The 18630-nt window shown below is 65.0% G+C and carries 15 protein-coding genes; 3 read left to right on the forward strand and 12 right to left on the reverse strand.

What is annotated here, in order from left to right; genetic code table 11:
* Positions 1-92: 92 nt before the first annotated feature.
* A complete protein-coding gene (atpA, locus tag VRZ08_RS15100) occupies positions 93-1625 on the reverse strand; it encodes a F0F1 ATP synthase subunit alpha (protein ID WP_107353796.1) in 1533 nt (510 codons plus the stop codon).
* Entirely contained in the window at positions 1625-2185 is a 561-nt protein-coding gene (locus VRZ08_RS15105; RefSeq protein ID WP_346296046.1) for a F0F1 ATP synthase subunit delta, read from the reverse strand. The genes atpA and VRZ08_RS15105 overlap by 1 nt, the downstream gene beginning before the upstream one ends.
* A 738-nt stretch (positions 2186-2923) precedes the next feature.
* On the opposite strand from VRZ08_RS15105, the gene VRZ08_RS15110 reads away from it, so the two are divergent.
* Positions 2924-3394 carry a septal ring lytic transglycosylase RlpA family protein gene (locus tag VRZ08_RS15110; protein WP_107353797.1) on the forward strand — a complete coding sequence of 157 codons (471 nt, stop codon included), beginning with the start codon at positions 2924-2926 and terminating at the stop codon, positions 3392-3394.
* A 153-nt stretch (positions 3395-3547) separates the two neighbouring features.
* Here VRZ08_RS15110 and VRZ08_RS15115 read toward each other — a convergent pair whose 3' ends face one another.
* Positions 3548-5758 carry a primosomal protein N' gene (locus VRZ08_RS15115; protein WP_414533063.1) on the reverse strand — a complete coding sequence of 737 codons (2211 nt, stop codon included), beginning with the start codon at positions 5756-5758 and terminating at the stop codon, positions 3548-3550.
* A 185-nt stretch (positions 5759-5943) separates the two neighbouring features.
* Here VRZ08_RS15115 and VRZ08_RS15120 point away from each other — a divergent pair, with 185 nt between their 5' ends.
* Together VRZ08_RS15120 and VRZ08_RS15125 are read left to right on the forward strand one after the other, a co-directional pair.
* The gene (locus VRZ08_RS15120; protein WP_414533064.1) at positions 5944-6915 is read left to right on the forward strand and encodes a tyrosine recombinase XerC; all 972 of its coding nucleotides are present in this window, start codon (positions 5944-5946) and stop codon (positions 6913-6915) included.
* A 140-nt stretch (positions 6916-7055) separates the two neighbouring features.
* A complete protein-coding gene (locus tag VRZ08_RS15125; protein WP_107342438.1) occupies positions 7056-7646 on the forward strand; it encodes a DUF4337 domain-containing protein in 591 nt (196 codons plus the stop codon).
* 64 nt (positions 7647-7710) lie between these two features.
* On the opposite strand, the gene VRZ08_RS15130 is transcribed toward VRZ08_RS15125, so the two are convergent.
* The 9 genes from VRZ08_RS15130 to mdh form a co-directional block, all read right to left on the reverse strand.
* Positions 7711-8253, reverse strand: coding sequence for a hypothetical protein (locus VRZ08_RS15130; RefSeq protein ID WP_107346370.1), 543 nt, complete (start codon positions 8251-8253; stop codon positions 7711-7713).
* 40 nt (positions 8254-8293) lie between these two features.
* Positions 8294-9697 (reverse strand): dihydrolipoyl dehydrogenase, encoded by a 1404-nt coding sequence (gene lpdA, locus VRZ08_RS15135; protein ID WP_414533065.1) that lies wholly within the window; start codon positions 9695-9697, stop codon positions 8294-8296.
* Positions 9698-9728: 31 nt separating this feature from the next.
* Positions 9729-10475, reverse strand: a complete 747-nt coding sequence (locus VRZ08_RS15140; RefSeq protein WP_414533066.1) for an SDR family oxidoreductase — start codon at positions 10473-10475, stop codon at positions 9729-9731.
* A gap of 7 nt (positions 10476-10482) precedes the next feature.
* Entirely contained in the window at positions 10483-10884 is a 402-nt protein-coding gene (locus VRZ08_RS15145) for an MAPEG family protein (protein WP_107346371.1), read from the reverse strand.
* A 59-nt stretch (positions 10885-10943) separates the two neighbouring features.
* The gene (gene odhB, locus VRZ08_RS15150) at positions 10944-12197 is read right to left on the reverse strand and encodes a 2-oxoglutarate dehydrogenase complex dihydrolipoyllysine-residue succinyltransferase (RefSeq protein WP_414533067.1); all 1254 of its coding nucleotides are present in this window, start codon (positions 12195-12197) and stop codon (positions 10944-10946) included.
* Positions 12198-12301: 104 nt separating this feature from the next.
* Entirely contained in the window at positions 12302-15259 is a 2958-nt protein-coding gene (locus VRZ08_RS15155; RefSeq protein ID WP_107353803.1) for a 2-oxoglutarate dehydrogenase E1 component, read from the reverse strand.
* Positions 15260-15386: 127 nt separating this feature from the next.
* A complete protein-coding gene (gene sucD / locus VRZ08_RS15160; protein ID WP_012493972.1) occupies positions 15387-16271 on the reverse strand; it encodes a succinate--CoA ligase subunit alpha in 885 nt (294 codons plus the stop codon).
* Positions 16272-16335: 64 nt separating this feature from the next.
* Positions 16336-17532 (reverse strand): ADP-forming succinate--CoA ligase subunit beta, encoded by a 1197-nt coding sequence (sucC, locus tag VRZ08_RS15165; RefSeq protein ID WP_107342443.1) that lies wholly within the window; start codon positions 17530-17532, stop codon positions 16336-16338.
* 95 nt (positions 17533-17627) lie between these two features.
* The gene (mdh, locus tag VRZ08_RS15170) at positions 17628-18596 is read right to left on the reverse strand and encodes a malate dehydrogenase (RefSeq protein ID WP_107342444.1); all 969 of its coding nucleotides are present in this window, start codon (positions 18594-18596) and stop codon (positions 17628-17630) included.
* Positions 18597-18630: the final 34 nt, after the last annotated feature.

The following is an 18630-nucleotide window of genomic DNA, read 5'->3' on the forward strand; positions in this document are numbered from 1 at the left end:
TCGTCATGCCCGGGCTCGCCCCGGGCATCCACGATGTCGAATAGCCACGTCGAGGACGTGGATGGCCGGGGAAGACCCCGGCCATGACAGCATCAAGCGAACGTCTTGGCGTAGCTCTCGACCACCGCCTTGAGCTTCGCAGCGGTGTCGTCGCTGAGATCGCGGCTGGTGCGGATCGCTTCCAGGATGCTCGACTCCTTGCCGCGCAGCAGCGCCAGCAGGCCGTCTTCGAACGCGCGCACCTTGTTGAGCGGCAGCGCATCGAGATAGCCGTTGGTGCCGGCCCAGATCACGCAGACCTGCTCTTCCATCTTCAGCGGCGAGAACTGCGGCTGCTTCAGGAGTTCGGTCAGACGCGAACCGCGGTTCAGCAGGCGCTGGGTCGCGGCGTCGAGGTCGGAGCCGAACTGTGCGAACGCTGCCATTTCGCGGTACTGCGCAAGCTCGCCCTTGATCTTGCCGGCGACCTTCTTCATCGCCTTGGTCTGAGCCGACGAACCGACGCGCGACACCGACAGACCGACGTTCACGGCCGGGCGGATGCCCTGGAAGAACAGGTCGGTTTCCAGGAAGATCTGGCCGTCGGTAATCGAGATAACGTTGGTCGGAATGTAGGCCGACACGTCGTTGGCCTGGGTTTCGATCACCGGCAGAGCGGTGAGCGAACCGGCGCCCTTCTCGTCGTTCAGCTTCGCGGCGCGTTCCAGCAGGCGGGAGTGCAGATAGAACACGTCGCCCGGATACGCTTCGCGGCCCGGCGGACGTCGCAGCAGCAACGACATCTGGCGGTAAGCGACGGCCTGCTTGGACAAGTCGTCATAGATGATCACGGCGTGCATGCCGTTATCGCGGAAGTACTCGCCGATGGTGCAGCCGGTAAACGGCGCGATGTACTGCATCGGAGCCGGGTCCGACGCGGTGGCGGCGACGACGACCGAGTATTCCAGCGCGCCCTGCTCTTCCAGAACCTTCACGAACTGGGCGACGGTGGAGCGCTTCTGACCGACCGCGACGTAAACGCAGTACAGCTTCTGGCTCTCCGGCGCGCCTTCGACGTTCAGCGACTTCTGGTTCAGAATGGCGTCGAGCGCGATCGCGGTCTTGCCGGTCTGACGGTCGCCGATGATCAGCTCGCGCTGGCCGCGGCCGATCGGGATCAGCGCGTCGATCGACTTCAGGCCGGTCGCCATCGGCTCGTGCACCGACTTCCGCGGAATGATGCCGGGCGCCTTGACGTCGACGCGCTTGCGCTCGACCGCCTGGATCGGACCCTTGCCGTCGATCGGATTGCCCAGAGCGTCGACCACGCGGCCGAGCAGACCCTTGCCGACCGGCGCGTCCACGATCGAACGGGTGCGCTTGACGGTCTGGCCTTCCTTAATCTCGCGGTCGGCACCGAAGATCACGACACCGACGTTGTCGGTTTCGAGATTGAGCGCCATGCCGCGCGTGCCGTTCTCGAACTCGACCATTTCACCGGCGAGCACGTTGTCCAGGCCATAAACGCGGGCGATACCGTCGCCGACGGACAACACCTGTCCAACCTCGGAGACTTCGGCTTCCTGGCCGAAATTCTTGATCTGGTCCTTGAGGATCGCGGAAATTTCCGCGGCGCGGATGTCCATCAGCCTGCCTCTTTCATCGCGTGCTTGATCGAATTGAGTTTGGTGCGGAGCGAACTGTCGACCATGCGGCTACCGAGCTTGACGACAAGCCCGCCGATAATCGCCGGATCGACGTTGATATTGAGGGCGACGTCCTTGCCGGTCACCGACTTCAGCGCCGCCTTCAGCGCTTCGAGATTCTTGTCGCTGAGCTTCTCGGCCACGGTCACGTCGGCGGTCGCCTCGCCCTTGAACTTGGCGACCAGCGCGCGATAGGCGCGGATCACATCGGCGACCACGAACAGCCGACGGTTGGCAGCGAGCACTTTCAGAAAATTGGCGCTGATGCCGGTGATGCCCGCCTTGTCGAGCACCGCGGCCAGCGCCTTGCCCTGCACCTCGGAGGCGAACACCGGGCTACGGACGAGACGGACGAGATCCGGGCTGCCCGCCATCATGGCACTGAACTTGTCCAGATCGGCCAACACCGCATCGATGGATTTCTCGTCGCGGGCCAGTTCAAACAAAGCGGTCGCGTAACGACCGGAGACTCCGGAAACCGATGGATCTTCAGATGCCACGAGCGCGCTCTTCTTGCTGTCAAATGGCCAAGGAAAAAACCGTCGCCACGAAGCGGCGCCCCCGATTTAAGCCCTTGGAATTCAAGCTGGACTTCGATTTCTGACCGGCACGATGGTCCGGCGGCCTTTAAAATCGCGGCTTTGCTAACATAGCGCGCGCGCAGGTGCAACACGATGGCACGAGCCCGCGGCGCCTTGTTGCAGATCAATCGTCGAGGCGCCCGACAGAACGCATCACATCAGTCGTGAGCACACCGTTCGACGACAGAACGGACCTGGGACTGGATGTGCCGCGAGGGCGGAAAGACCTGCCCGCTAAGCCTCCCCACTAAGCCGGAGAGGAACCTCGCAGGCGCCAAGCACGGGCTCGGAGCCCCTTCGCGCCACGCATGGGGCTAATCCCGCCGGTCGCAACTTCTCTATTTGGGGTTGCAGTACCGCCGTCGACGCACGCACTCAGCCTTAACGATCGATTACTTGTGTGATTCGCCATCAGCGTTCATGAAAACTTCGTAATTCAGTATCCGACAAGCACTCGAAGTATTCGAGAAGTAAAATAGTTGTTAATATCAGAGTACCGCGTTGTACTGCGAAGGATCACCAAATATTGCAGCGCGAAATATGGAGGATTGACCGCCTATATTCAGCCTCATTACAAGGCCACTCGTTCGACCGCGAACATAGGGACGGGGGTTCCACTTGCCGCATATGGGGCAATACTCGACTTAAGGATAGGATATGGTTCGAAAGAAAACACCGGCGCTGCTCACCACCGGGCCGGCTGCGGCCGCGGCGATGATCGTCGCCTCTGTCTTCCTTGGCGGATCGGTAGGCGAGGCCTCGGCGAAGAGCCGGCATCACCGCCACCACCACCATAGCCACCACAGCGACTGGCGCTCGGCCAATGCGTCGGTGGAGAGCGGCGGTGGCCGCAGCTTCTCCGGTATGGCTTCGTACTACGGCAATGAGTCCGGCAGCCGCACCGCGTCGGGCCAGCGCATGAATGCCAACGCGATGACCGCCGCGCACCGCACGCTGCCGTTCGGTACCAAGCTGCGTGTTACCCATGGCGGCCGTAGCGTCGTCGTCACCATCAACGATCGCGGGCCGTTCATTCGCGGCCGTGTTCTCGACCTGTCGACCGGCGCTGCGCGCGCGATCGGCCTGACCAGCCGGGGAGTCGGCCGGGTCGTTGCGGAAGTGATGTAACCGCGAAGCGGTTCTGCTTCCTGTGCAGATATAACACCTGACGTCCGGATTGGTTCGGCAACAAGCCGCACGCCGCGCTGACGTCACGTGACAAAAGCCTGCCGTCGACAATGACGGCAGGCTTTTCTTTTGTCGTCCGGGCGACGCTGAAGATCACAGAAAGCTTTGCGGATCGACGTCGACTTCGAGCTTCAGATTACCTTTGGTCTTGGGTCCTTTGGCGAGCCAAGAGCGCAAGTAGTTCGACAGATCGAAGCCGCGCACCGATTTCACCAGCAGCCGGAATCGATAGCGCCCCTTGATCACCGCGAGCGGTGCTTCGGCAGGGCCCAACACCTGCACCCGCTCATCGAGCGGCGCAGCGCTGGCGAGCTGACGGCCGAAGCCTTCCGCGGTCGGCCGGTCGCCGGCCGAGATGATCAGGCTCGCGAGCCGGCCGAACGGCGGGTACAGCGTGCGCTCCCGGATGTCGATTTCGCTGGCGTAAAACGCCTCGCGGTCACAGGCGACCAGCGCCTTCATCACCGGATGCTCAGGCTGATGCGTCTGCAGGAAGCCGACGCCGCGCCCCTGATCGCGGCCGGCGCGGCCGATCACCTGATTAAGCAGCTGGAAGGTGCGCTCGGCGGCGCGCGGATCGCCGTTGGACAGGCCGAGGTCGGCATCGACCACCCCGACCAGATTGAGCCGCGGGAAGTTGTGGCCCTTGGCGACGAGCTGGGTGCCGATGATGATGTCGACACGCCCCTCCGCGATCTCGTTCAGCTCGGCGCGCATCGTCTCGATCGAGGTGATCAGATCGCTCGACAGCACCATGGTGCGGGCATTGGGAAACAGGCTCGCCGCCTCTTCCTGCAGCCGCTCCACGCCGGGCCCGACAGCGACCAACGAGCCCTCGGCGCCGCAATGCGGACAAGCCGGCGGCCGCGGCATCGAGAACCCGCAATGATGGCACACCAGGCGCTGCCGGAAGCGGTGATCGACGAGCCAGGCGTCGCAGATGGTGCAGGCAAAGCGATGCCCGCAGGCGCGGCACAGCGTCAGCGGCGCATAGCCGCGGCGATTGAGAAACAGCAGCGCCTGTTCGCGTCGCTCGATCGCAAAGCCGATCTGCTCGGCGAGCCGCGGCGAAATGAAGCGGCCGCGCATCGGCGGCTCGCGCCGCAGATCGATCGCTTCGATCTGAGGCATGTGCTGTCCGCCGAACCGTGACGGCAGCGGAATCCGCGTGTAGCGGCCTTTGCGAGCGTTGACCTCGGTCTCGACCGATGGCGTCGCCGACGCCAGCACGACCGGAATTTTGGCAATCGACGCCCGCACCACCGCCATGTCGCGGGCGTGATAGTGCGCGCCGTCTTCCTGCTTGTAGGCCTGGTCGTGCTCCTCATCGACGATGATCAGCCCGAGATCGGCGTAAGGCAGAAACAGTGCCGATCGCGCGCCGACCACGACACGCGCTTCGCCCGCCGCAATCGCCGCCCAATTTCGAGCGCGAGTCCGCGGGGTCAGTTCGGAGTGCCACTCCAGCGGCCGCACGCCGAAGCGCTGGGCGAAGCGCTCGAGAAACTGCCCGGTGAGCGCGATCTCCGGCATCAGGATAAGGCTTTGCCGGCCCTGCCGGATCACCTCGGCGACTGCCTCGAAATACACTTCGGTCTTGCCGGAGCCGGTGACGCCGTCGATCAGCGCCGCCTGAAAGCCGCCGGCGGTCACCAGGCCGCGCATGGTTTCGGCAGCACGGGCCTGCTCGGGTGAAAAGTCAGCCGGCGCAAAATCCGGATCGGGCTCCGGTGCCGGGTTCTCACGCGGCATCGGCTCGACCTGCAGGGTGCCCTCGTCGACCAGTCCGTCGATCACGCCGGGGCTGACGTCGGCTTCCTTGGCGAGGTCGGATTTACCGTGCAGCAGCCCATCCGACAAAATCTCCAGCACGCGCCGGCGTGCCGGCGTCATCCGCTGCGGCGGCGAGCCGACCAGCCGCACGCCCAGGCGCTGCCGCTCCGGGCCGAGATGCTCGCCCATCCGCAAGCACATCCGCAGCACCATCCCGCGCGCCGACAGCGTGTAGGTCGAAACCCAGTCGACCATCCGCCGCAGCTCGTCGCGCAGCGGCGGCACGTCGAGCTTTTCAGCCACATCCTTGAGGCGGTTGTGCAGCCGCGGGTCTGGATTCGGATTCTCCGCCCAGACCACGCCGAGCACTTCGCGAGCGCCCAGCGGCACCGCCACGACGTCGCCGGGCTTCAGCGAAAGGCCGCGCGGCACCCGGTACGAATAGGCTTGGTCGATCGCGACCGGCACCAGCACGTCGACAACGCTGGCAGGCGCGTGGGAGGCCGGGCTGCTGGTCGGCAAATCATCCATCGGCCCGGTGTGCCGCCAAAGCCCGGTTTCATCAATGGGAAAGGAAATCGGCTATGATCGACGGACACTCCCGTCATTGCGAGGAGCGCAGCGACGAAGCAATCCACGCCACGTTGCGAGGCTTCTGGATTGCTTCGCTTCGCTCGCAATGACGGGGAGGGCCCCGTACCGGTCAGCAGAAGTATATGCCCAATTCACAGCCCGCCCCACCCCCGCTCGAACTCTCCTGTGCGGCCGCCGATCTTACCGCCGAGATGGCGAAATGGCTGTCGCATCTGCGGGCGGAGCGGCGGCTGTCCGGCAAGACGCTGGAAGCCTACGCGCGCGACGTCCGGCAGTTTCTGCAATTCCTGGCCGAGCATTGGGGCGGCGAAGTCACGCTTGGCCGGTTCGCGCGGTTGGAGGCGACCGACGTCCGCGCCTTCATGGCGGCGCGACGGGCGGACGAGATCGCCGGCCGCTCGCTGATGCGCGCGCTGGCGGGGCTGCGTTCATTCGGGCGTTTTCTCGAACGCGAAGGCAAGGGCCGGGTCGGTGCGCTGGCCTCGGTGCGGGCGCCGAAGATCAAGAAGAGCCTGCCGAAGCCGTTGCCGATCGCGGCCGCCAAGCGGCTTGCTGACGCCGACGAGCGCGCCGGCGAGGAGCGCGAGACCTGGGTGCTGATTCGCGATGCCGCCGTGATGGCGCTGCTGTATGGCTCGGGTCTCCGTATCTCCGAAGCGCTCGGCCTGAAGCGTCGTGACGTGCCAGCGCCCGGCAAGGGCGACACCCTGATCGTCCACGGCAAAGGCAACAAGACCCGGATGGTGCCGGTGTTGCAAAACGTGCTCCAGCAGATCGCGGAGTATGCAGCGGCCTGCCCCTACAACCTGCCGCCCGATGGGCCGATGTTCGTCGGCGCCCGCGGCGGACCGCTCAGCCCGCGAATCATTCAGCTGGCGATGGAGCGGCTGCGCGGCGGACTCGGGCTGCCCGACAGCGCGACGCCCCACGCGCTGCGGCATTCGTTTGCGACGCATTTGCTGAGCCGCGGCGGAGATCTGCGCGCCATCCAGGAATTACTCGGTCATGCCTCGCTGTCGACCACGCAGGTCTATACCGGGATCGATACCGAGCGGCTGCTGGAAGTCTATAACAGCGCCCATCCCCGGGCCTGAGCAGCGGACGCGCCTCGGCTAAGCTGTTAGTCCGGTGCCGGCGGCCTTGACCCTGCCATTTATCCAACTGACAAGATCGCGGTGCTACAAGGCCTGCTCGACGCAGGCGTAATGATTGCTGTGACAGGAGATTCCGGACGATGGGGGCGCACGAAAGCATGGAGCACGCGGAGCATGCCGAGCATGCATCGGGCTCCAACAAGGGCATCGCGCTGCTGATTTCAGTGATCGCGCTGTTCCTGGCGTTCTCCGAAACGCTCGGCAAAGGTGCGCAGACCGAAGCTCTCGCCAAGAACGTCGAAGCCTCGAACTTGTGGGCGTTCTTCCAGGCCAAGAGCATCCGTCGCACCACGGTGCAGGCGGTATCCGAACACGCGCGGCTCAGCCTCGGCACCGTGCCGGACGAGGCCACCAAGGCGGCGCTGCAAAAGCAAATCGACGATTGGCAGAAGACCGCGGCGCGCTATCGCTCCGAACCGGAGACCGGCGAAGGCTCCGAACAGCTCGCCGAGCGCGCCAAGCATGCCGAACATGATCGCGACCTGGCGATGGCTCGCTACCATCACTACGAAGTCGCCTCGGCGGCCTTCCAGATCGGCATCGTGCTGGCATCGGCGACGATCATCACCGGCATGATGGTGCTGGCCTGGCTGTCCGGCCTCTTGGCGATCGGCGGCCTCGGCTTCATGGCGATCGGCCTGTTCGCGCCGCACGCCGTGCATCTGATGTGAGCCAAAACGAACATCGCGCGGACCGAGCCTCGGTTCGCGCGATGGAGCGATCTGAATCCTGAGCCTACCGCGCCGTGCGAATGCGCCGGCGGAGCGCGCCGATCCGGCGCAGCGCCTTCGATCCCCAGCCGTCGCCGTCACCCTTCAGCAGCTCGGCGAGCTTGGCCCGGATCTGGGCCATGATCGGCGCCACGATGGCATGCGCCTTGGCGCGCAGTTCGATCACCCAGCGATAGGTGGCGGCGAACCAGCGAAGCTGCAGCAGCTTCGGCTTGGTGACGTCGAAGATGAAGGCGGCAACGCCGAGGCCGAACACCTGCGCGGCCGCAAAGATGCCGAGGCCGGCGATCCAGTGGCCTTGGGCGAGCAGCGCCAGCGCGAACAGCTTCAACGGATACAGCGGCGCCACCGGGACCAGAAACACCGGCAGCGTCATCGCAGGCGACAGATGGTCGACCCAGCGCGCCAGCCGCTCTTTGAGCTCGCGCAGCGGAATCAGCGCGACGATACGCGCTATCAGCGGCTCGACGTGGTCCCAGAACCACGCCTCGATCAGGAACAGAACCGCCAGCAGCACCCACAGGGGCTGCCACAATCGACCTTTCATCACGCCACCATCCGTCGCGCCGGCCACCGCCGGCTCTCCGTCACATATGGATGGCGCGCTTGCCGACCGTAAGGGCGGCTTCCTTGATGGCCTCCGAGCGGGTCGGATGGGCGTGGCAGGTGCGTGCCAGATCCTCGGCGGAACCGCCGAACTCCATCAGCACGGCTGCTTCGTGGATCATCTCGCCGGCCTCGCGGCCGATGATGTGAACGCCGAGAACGCGGTCGGTCTTGGCGTCGGCCAGGATCTTCACGAAGCCGTCGGTGGTCTGGTTGACCTTGGAGCGTCCGTTGGCGGTGAACGGGAATTTGCCGACCGTATAGGCGACGCCGGCTTGCTTGAGGTCCTCTTCGGTCTTGCCGACGCTCGACACTTCCGGCGTCGTGTAGACCACGCCCGGAATGACATCGTAATTGACGTGGCCGGCCTTGCCGGCGATCAGCTCGGCGACCGCGACGCCTTCGTCCTCGGCCTTGTGGGCCAGCATCGGACCGCGCACCACGTCGCCGATCGCGTACACGCCCTTCAGGCTGGTGGCAAAGTGATCGTCGATCACCACCCGGCCGCGCTCGTCGAGCGCAACGCCGGCTTCCTTCAGGCCGAGGCCTTCGGTGTAGGGAACGCGGCCGATCGCAACCAGCACGACGTCGGCTTCCAGCGTCTCCGGATTGCCGCCGGCCGCCGACTCGACCTTCACGGCGAGCTTAGCGCCCGAGGTGTCGACGCCGGTGACCTTGGCGCCGAGCTTGAATGCAAAGCCCTGCTTTTCGAGGATGCGCTGAAATTGCTTGACCACCTCGCCGTCCATGCCGGGCAGGATGCGGTCGAGGAATTCGACCACGGTGACCTCGGCGCCGAGACGGCGCCACACCGAGCCGAGCTCGAGTCCGATCACGCCGGCACCGACCACAATCAGCTTGCCCGGCACCTTGTCGAGCGACAGCGCGCCGGTCGACGACACCACGCGCTTCTCGTCGATCTCGATGCCCTTGAGCTGAGCCACTGCCGAGCCGGAAGCGATCACGATCGACTTGGTCTCAACGCTGGTGGCCTTGCCGTCGGCACCCGTCACCTCGACTTTGCCGGTGCCGAGGATCTTGCCCCTGCCGGCCAGTACGTCGATCTTGTTCTTCTTCATCAGGTATTCGACGCCTTTGACGTTGCCGTCGATCCCCTGCTGCTTGAAGTTCATCATCGCCGGCAGATCGAGCTTCGGAGCCGACACGCCGATGCCCATCTTGGCGAACGAATGCCCGGCTTCCTCGAACAGCTCAGAGGCGTGCAGCAGCGCCTTCGACGGCATGCAGCCGACATTGAGGCAGGTGCCGCCGAGCGTCGGGTTCTTTTCCACCACCGCCACCTTGAGGCCGAGCTGAGCCGCGCGGATCGCGCAAACGTAGCCGCCGGGGCCGGTACCGATGACGACGAGATCGTAGGTGGCCATAGATCAATCCTGTGAGTTGGCGCCGGAGCGACTATCGTCCCCCCGACACGTCGAAGATGGCGCTGGTGACATAGGAAGCCTCGTCCGACAGCAGCCAGACGACGGCGTTGGCGATTTCTTCGGCGCGGCCGACGCGCTTCATCGGCACATTGACGCTGAGCCGGTGGGCGCGTTCCGGATCGCCGCCGGACGCGTGAATTTCGGTGTCGATCAGGCCGGGCCGGATCGCCGCGACGCGAATCCCCTCGCCGGCGACTTCGTGACCGAGACCGACCGTGAACGAGTCGACAGCGCCCTTGGAGGCTGCGTAGTCCACATAGGTGTTCGGCGAGCCGAGCTTCGCCGCGACCGACGACAGATTGATAATCACGCCGCCCTGGCCGCCGTGCCGGGTCGACATCCGCTTCACCGCCTCGCGGGCGCACAGAATGCTGCCGGTGACGTTGACCGCCATGATGCGCTGGATGCGTTCGGCCGACATTTCGTCGACCCGTGCGGTCGGGCCGACGATGCCGGCGTTGTTGACCAGCGCGCCGAGCAGACCGAAGGCGTCCGCTGCTGCGAACAGCGCCAGGATGTCCTCTTCGTGCCCGACGTCGCATTTCACCGCGATCGCCTTGCCGTTGCTGGCTGCGATCTCGGTCACCACCTCGTCAGCCGCGGCGGAATTGCTGGCGTAGCCAATCACGACCTTGAAGCCGCGCTTCGCACAACCCAGCGCCGTGGCGCGGCCAATCCCGCGGCTGCCTCCCGTGATGATGACGACGCGATCGTTCATGGGCGCCTCAGCTCAGCAGCCGGACCAGCATCGCGATCAGCGCCAGCAGCGACACGAACCACACAATGCTGCGGGCGAACGGGATTTCGATGATGTACAGCGGCGCATACAATGCGCGGGCGATCAGCCAGACTACCGAAGCCGTGGCGGCGTAGCCGCCGGTCTTGCCGGTGACCGCCAACGCCAGCGCCAGACCAACGAACGCCGGATAGGTTTCAAGCAGATTGCGGAAGGCGCGGTTGGCGCGGCCGGCGAAGCGGCCTTTCGGCGTTCGCGGCTCGTCCCGGGGCCCCGCCTGATAGTCGCCGCCGAGCTCCATGGTCGTCGGGATCGAAGCCAGGAACATCTGCACGATCAGCAGCACCACGCTCCAGCCCAGCACCGTGATCTCGGTCGGCATCGGCGGCATCGTTTCCCCCAAGGTCAGCGGCGGCGCGCAGGGACGCGCCGCCGGCACTTACTCCAGTCTCAGAGATCCAGCACGAGACGCGCGGGATCTTCCAGGCTCTCCTTGACGCGGACCAGGAAGGTCACCGCTTCCTTGCCGTCGATCACGCGGTGATCGTAGCTCAGCGCCAGATACATCATCGGGCGGACTTCGATCTTGCCGCCGATCACAACCGGACGTTCCTGGATCTTGTGCATGCCGAGAATGCCGGACTGCGGCGCGTTCAGGATCGGGGTCGACATCAGCGAACCGTAGATGCCGCCATTGGTGATCGTGAAAGTGCCGCCCTGCATTTCGTCGATCTTGAGCTGACCATCGCGGGCCCGCTTGCCGTAGTCGACGATGCTCTTCTCGATGTCGGCGATCGATTTTTCGTCGCAGTCGCGCACCACCGGCACGACGAGGCCCTTGTCGGTGCCGACGGCGACACCGATGTGGTAGTAGTTCTTGTAGATCAAGTCGGTGCCGTCCATCTCGGCGTTCACCGCCGGGATGTCCTTCAGGGCCTGAACGCAGGCCTTGGTGAAGAAGCCCATGAAGCCGAGTTTGGCGCCGTGCTTCTTCTCGAACACGTCCTTGTATTGCGCGCGCAGCGCCATGACGTTGGTCATGTCGACCTCGTTGAAGGTCGTCAGCATCGCGGCGGTGTTCTGAACTTCCTTGAGCCTGCGCGCGATGGTCTGGCGCAGCCGGGTCATCTTGACGCGCTCTTCACGCGCGGCATCGTCGGCCGGGGATGGCGCACGGACCTGCACGGCGGCGGCGGGCTGGCTAACCGGGGTCGGCGCGGAGGCCGCCTTCTCGATCGCCGCCAGCATATCGCCCTTGGTGACGCGGCCGTCCTTGCCGGAGCCTGGCACGGTCGAGGCATCGACGCCGCTCTCGGTCGATAGCCGGCGCACCGACGGGGCCAGCGGCGCGTCCGATGGCGGAGCCTTGGCGGCGGGAGCAGCCGCGGGGGCCGGAGCCGTCGGAGCAGGTGCAGCAGCGGGGGCAGCGGCCTTCGCCGGAGCCGCGGCGGCCGGCTTGGCCGGGGCGGCGCCATCGGTGATCTGGCCGAGCAGCGCGCCGACCGCGACAGTCTCACCATCCTTGGCAACGATTTCGCCGAGGGTACCGGCCGACGGGGCCGGCACTTCGATCGTCACCTTGTCGGTTTCGAGCTCGACGAGCGGCTCATCGACAGCCACCGCCTCGCCCGGCTTCTTGAACCAGCGGCCGATGGTCGCCTCGGTCACCGATTCACCGAGCGTCGGAACGCGAATTTCAGTCATCGTCTTCGTCCTTTTGCAGCGTCGCGGCTGTCGCGCCGGCGCCCGCCCCGTGATCCAAACTCAGGAAAAACCGAAGGGCCGCCGTCAGGCGGCGGCCCGATGCGTCAACGCAACGCTTCGTCGAGGAACGCCTTGAGCTGCGCCAGGTGCTTCGACATCAGGCCGGTCGCAGTGGCTGCCGAAGCGGGTCGGCCGACGTAACGCGGCCGGCGATGCTTGGCTTCGATCTGGTTCTGCACCCACTCCAGATACGGCTCGATGAAGTGCCAACCGCCCATGTTGCGCGGCTCTTCCTGACACCACACCAGCTCCGCATCCTTGAAGCGCGACAGCTCGTGCACCAGCGTCTTGACCGGCACCGGATAGAGCTGCTCGACGCGCAGCAGATAGACGTCGTCGATGCCGCGCTTCTCGCGCTCGTCGTAGAGGTCGTAATAGACCTTGCCCGAGCACACCACGACGCGGCGGATCTTGGCGTCCGCCACCAGCTTGGTCTTGTCGTCCGACTGCGTCTGCGCGTCGTCAAGCAGCACGCGGTGGAAGCTGGTATCGGGGCCGAGCTCTTCGAGCCGCGAGACCGCCCGCTTGTGGCGAAGCAGCGACTTCGGCGTCATCAGGATCAAGGGCTTGCGGATCTCGCGCTTGAGCTGACGGCGGAGCGCATGGAAGTAGTTCGCCGGCGTGGTCGGATACACCACCTGCATGTTGTCTTCGGCGCACATCTGCAGATAGCGCTCCAGACGGGCCGACGAATGCTCGGGACCCTGACCCTCGTAGCCGTGCGGCAGCAGGCAGACCAGGCCCGACATGCGCAGCCACTTGCGCTCGCCCGACGAGATGAACTGGTCGAACAGCACCTGCGCGCCGTTGGCGAAGTCGCCGAACTGGGCTTCCCACAGCGTCAGCGCGTTCGGCTCGGCCAGCGAGTAGCCGTATTCGAAGCCGAGCACCGCTTCTTCGGACAGCAGCGAGTTGATCACCTCATAGTGCCCCTGGTCGGGCGAGAGGTGATTGAACGGGGTGTAGCGGGTCTCGTCTTCCTGATCGATCAGCACCGAATGGCGCTGCGAGAAAGTGCCGCGCTCGGAGTCCTGACCAGAGAGGCGGATGCGATGGCCTTCCAGCAGCATGGTGCAGAACGCCAGCGCTTCGCCGGTCGCCCAGTCGAGGCCATTGCCAGAGTCGATCGCGCGAGCGCGGTTCTCGAGGAATCGCTGCACGGTGCGGTGCAGGCGGAAGCCCTCCGGCACCTTGGTGATCCTGCGGCCGATCTCTTTCAGGGTCGGCAGATCGACGCCGGTGATGCCGCGGCGCGGTTCTTCGTCCTGGTCGGCCGACTTGAAGCCGGCCCACTTGCCGTCGAGCCAGTCGGCCTTGTTCGGGCGATAGCTGGAGGCCGCCTCGAACTCGGCGTCGAGCCGGGCGCGCCAATCGGCCCGCGCCTTCTCGACCTCGCCCTCGGTGATGACGCCATCGGCGATCAGGCGCTTGGAGTAGATCTCCAGCGTCGTCGGGTGACCGGCGATCTTGCGATACATCAGCGGCTGGGTGAACGACGGCTCATCGCCTTCGTTGTGGCCGTGCCGCCGGTAGCAGAACATGTCGATGACGACCGGCTTGTGGAACTTCTGCCGGTACTCGACCGCGATCTTGGCGGCGAACACCACCGCTTCCGGATCGTCGCCGTTCACGTGGAAGATCGGCGCGTCGATCATCTTCGCCACATCCGACGGATACGGCGAGGAGCGCGAATAGCGCGGATAGGTGGTGAAGCCGATCTGGTTGTTGACGATGAAGTGGATCGAACCGCCGGTGCGGTAGCCCTTCAGGTCGGACAGCGCGAAGCACTCGGCGACCACGCCCTGGCCGGCGAACGCAGCGTCGCCGTGCATCAACAGCGGCAGCACCGAGATGCGCTCCTCGGGCAGATCGCCGTGCTGGTCCTGCTTGGCGCGCACCTTGCCGAGCACCACAGGGTCGACGATCTCGAGGTGCGACGGGTTGGCGGTCAGCGACAGGTGGACCTTGTTGTGGTCGAACTCACGGTCCGACGACGCGCCGAGGTGATATTTGACGTCGCCCGAGCCTTCGACCTCGTCCGGGTTGGCGGAGCCGCCCTTGAACTCGTGGAACAGCGCCCGGTGGGCCTTGGCCATCACCTGGGTCAGGACGTTGAGGCGGCCGCGATGCGGCATGCCGAGCACGATTTCGCGGACGCCGAGGTTGCCGCCGCGCTTGATGATCTGCTCCAGCGCCGGGATCAGCGCTTCGCCGCCGTCGAGACCGAACCGCTTGGTGCCGGTGAACTTCAGATCGCAGAACTTCTCGAAGCCTTCGGCCTCGATCAGCTTCATCAGGATCGCGCGCCGGCCCTCGCGGGTGAAGCTGATTTCCTTATCCGGACCCTCGATCCGCTCCTGGATCCAGGCCTTCTGCGCACCATTGGAGATGTGCAGAAACTCGATGCCCATGGTCTGGCAGTAGGTGCGCTCGCAGATCGCGACGATCTCGCGGAGCGAGCCGTATTCGAGGCCAAGAACGTGATCGAGGAAGATCTTGCGGTCGAGATCGGCTTCCGTGAAGCCGTAGGAGCGGATGTCCAGCTCCTCGTGATCCTTCGCCGGCGACAGGCCGAGCGGATCGAGCTTGGCGTGGAAATGGCCGCGCATACGGTAGGCGCGGATCAGCATCAGGGCCCGGACCGAGTCCCGGGTGGCCTGCAACACGTCGGCGGAGGACAGTTCGACGCCGCGGCTCTGGGCCTTGGCCTGGATCTTCTGGCCGACGGCCTTTTCGACCTGATTCCAGTTACCGTCGAGCGCCGAGGTCAGCTCGTCCCGCGGGGTTAGCGGCCAGTTCGCCTGCTCCCAGGACGGGCCCTCGGCGTTCTTTTGGATGTCGCCGGGGGCGTCTTTGAGGCTCTGGAAGAATGCCTGCCAGTCGGCATCGACCGAGGACGGATCGCTTTCATACCGGGAGTAAAGATCGTCGATGTAGGTGGCGTTGGCGCCCTGCAGAAACGAAGATAGGGCGAAAGCGGCATTCGCGTCCTGGCGAGACATGATTGCTTCCTGATTATGAGATCGCGACTTAATCGCGATAAGCTGATCCGGTTACCGGATCAGCAACATAGTGCACCTTTTATCCTATTCTAGGGAAATGTAAGCTCGGAACGACACAAGGTTTGAATTAGGACTTCAATTTTTCGGCAAGCGTTTTGCCGAGCCGCGCCGGCGACGGCGACACCGTAATGCCAGCCGCTTCCATGGCGGCGGTCTTCGAAGCCGCATCGCCCTTGCCGCCCGAAATGATCGCACCGGCGTGGCCCATGCGGCGGCCGGGAGGGGCGGTGACGCCGGCGATGAATCCAACCATCGGCTTCTTGCGGCCGCGCTTGGCCTCATCGATCAGGAACTGGGCGGCGTCTTCTTCGGCCGAGCCGCCGATCTCGCCGATCATGATGATCGACTCGGTCTTGTCGTCGGCCAGGAACATCTCCAGCACGTCGATGAACTCGGTGCCCTTGACCGGGTCGCCGCCGATGCCGACCGCGGTGGTCTGGCCGAGGCCCTCGGCCGAGGTCTGGAACACCGCCTCATAGGTCAGGGTGCCGGAACGCGACACGATGCCGACCGAACCCGGCTTGAAGATGTTGGCCGGCATGATGCCGATCTTGCACTCGCCGGCGGTCATCACGCCCGGGCAGTTCGGCCCGATCAGGCGCGACTTCGAACCGTTCAGCGACCGCTTCACCCGCACCATGTCGAGCACCGGAATGCCCTCGGTGATGCAGACGATCAGCGGGATCTCGGCGTCGATCGCTTCGCAGATCGCGTCCGCGGCGCCCGGCGGCGGCACGTAGATCACCGACGCGTCAGCCCCGGTCTTGTCGCGCGCCTCACGGACGGTGTCGAACACCGGCAGGCCGAGGTGGGTCGAACCGCCTTTGCCCGGCGAGGTGCCGCCGACCATCTTGGTGCCGTAGGCGATCGCCGCCTCGGAATGGAAGGTGCCGTTCTTGCCGGTGAAGCCCTGGCAGATAACGCGGGTGTTGCTGTCGATCAGAATGGACATGGTCGGTGATGCTTTCGCGGTCGAACGGAATGGTCGGAGGCAGCGGAGAGGCCGAGAAGCGGCCTCAGGCTCCCTTCACGGCGGCGACGATCTTCTGCGCGGCGTCGTCGAGGTTGTCGGCGGGCAGCACGTTGAGGCCGGAATGCTTGATGATCTTCTTGCCGGCTTCGACATTGGTGCCTTCGAGGCGGACCACCAGCGGCACGTCGAGACCGACTTCCTTGACCGCAGCGACCACACCCTCGGCGATCACGTCGCACTTCATGATGCCACCGAAAATGTTGATCAGGATGCCCTTCACGTTGGGATCGGCGGTGATGATCTTGAACGCCGCCGTCACCTTCTCCTTGCTGGCGCCGCCACCGACGTCGAGGAAGTTGGCCGGAGACATGCCGTACAGCTTGATGATGTCCATCGTCGCCATCGCGAGGCCGGCGCCGTTGACCATGCAGCCGATGGTACCGTCGAGGGTGACGTAGTTGAGGTCGTACTTCGACGCTTCGATTTCCTTGGCGTCTTCCTCGGTCTCGTCACGCAGCGCCTGGATGTCGGTGTGGCGGTACAGAGCGTTGCCGTCGAACGAGATCTTGGCGTCGAGGCACTTGAGATCGCCCTGCTTGGTCAGCACCAGCGGGTTGATCTCCAGCATGTCCATGTCTTTGGCAACGAACGCGGCGTACAGCTTGGCCACCAGCGCTTCGGCCTGCTTGGCCTGGTCGCCCTTGAGGTTCAGCGCCTTGGCGACGGTGCGGCCGTGGTGACCCATGATGCCGGTCGCCGGATCGACGGTGAACGACACGATCTTCTCAGGGGTCTCGTGAGCGACGTCTTCGATCGACATGCCGCCCTCGGTGGAGACCACGAAGGAGATCCGCGAGGTGGCGCGATCGACCAGCAGCGACAGGTAGAACTCCTTGTCGATCTCGGAGCCTTCCTCGATGTAGAGGCGATTGACCTGCTTGCCGTCGGCGCCGGTCTGCACCGTCACCAGCGTGGCGCCGAGCATCTGCTTGGCGAATTCCTTGACCTCGTCGATCGACTTGGCGAGGCGGACACCGCCCTTGTCGCCGGCCGAGGCTTCCTTGAACTTCCCCTTGCCGCGGCCGCCGGCGTGGATCTGGCTCTTCACCACCCAGACTGGGCCGCCGAGCTGCTTAGCAGCGGCTTCCGCTTCGGACGCCTTGAAGATCGGGAAGCCGTGCCCCACCGGCACGCCGAACTCGCGCAGCACCGCCTTGGCCTGGTATTCGTGAATATTCATGGAATTGCCCCTCGCCAGATCGCATCCAGCCGGTTGAACCGCGACACTGCGCCGGCCCTCAAGGAGCCGGCGCAGTCAGTTTGGTTAGACGTTCCTCAGCGACCGAGCAGATCGGGCGCAATCTTCTTGCAGGCCTCGACAAGACCCTGAACGGCAGCGACCGACTTGTCGAACGCTTCCTTGTCCTTGCCGGCCAGTTCGATCTCGACGATACGCTCGACGCCCTTGTCGCCGATCACCACCGGAACGCCGACATACATGTCCTTGACGCCGTATTCGCCGTTGAGGTGGGCCGCGACCGGCACCACCCGCTTCTTGTCCTTCAGATAGCTCTCGGCCATCGCGATCGCCGACGACGCCGGGGCGTAGAACGCCGAGCCGGTCTTCAGCAGGTTGACGATCTCGGCACCGCCGTTGCGGGTGCGGTCGACGATTTCGTCGAGGCGCGCCTGCGAGGTCCAGCCCATCTTGACCAGGTCGGGCAGCGGAATGCCGGCGACGGTCGAGTACTTCACCAGCGGCACCATGGTATCACCATGGCCGCCGAGCACGAAGGCGGTGACGTCTTCGACCGAGACGTTGAACTCGTCGGCCAGGAAGTAACGGAACCGCGCCGAGTCGAGCACGCCGGCCATGCCGACGACCTTCTTGGCCGGCAGGCCCGAGGCCTTCTGCAGGGCCCACACCATCGCGTCGAGCGGGTTGGTGATGCAGATCACGAACGCGTCGGGCGCATACTTCTTGATGCCGGCGCCGACCTGCTCCATCACCTTGAGGTTGATGCTGAGCAGATCGTCACGGCTCATGCCCGGCTTGCGCGGCACGCCGGCAGTGACGATCACCACGCGGGCACCTTCGATCGCCTCGTAGGAGTTGGCGCCGGTCAGCTTGGAGTCGAAACCGTCCACCGGCGAAGACTCTGCGATGTCGAGCGCCTTACCCTGCGGCACGCCCTCGGCGATGTCGAACAGCACCACGTCGCCGAGCTGTTTCAGCCCGATCAAATGTGCCAGCGTACCGCCGATCTGGCCGGAGCCAATCAAAGCAATCTTATCGCGCGCCATGGGAAAGCAGTCCTTTGAGCCCGTGGGTGGGGAG

It is taken from the genome of Rhodopseudomonas sp. G2_2311 (genome assembly GCF_047501505.1).
In the GTDB taxonomy this organism is placed as follows: Bacteria; Pseudomonadota; Alphaproteobacteria; order Rhizobiales; family Xanthobacteraceae; genus Rhodopseudomonas; species Rhodopseudomonas palustris_H.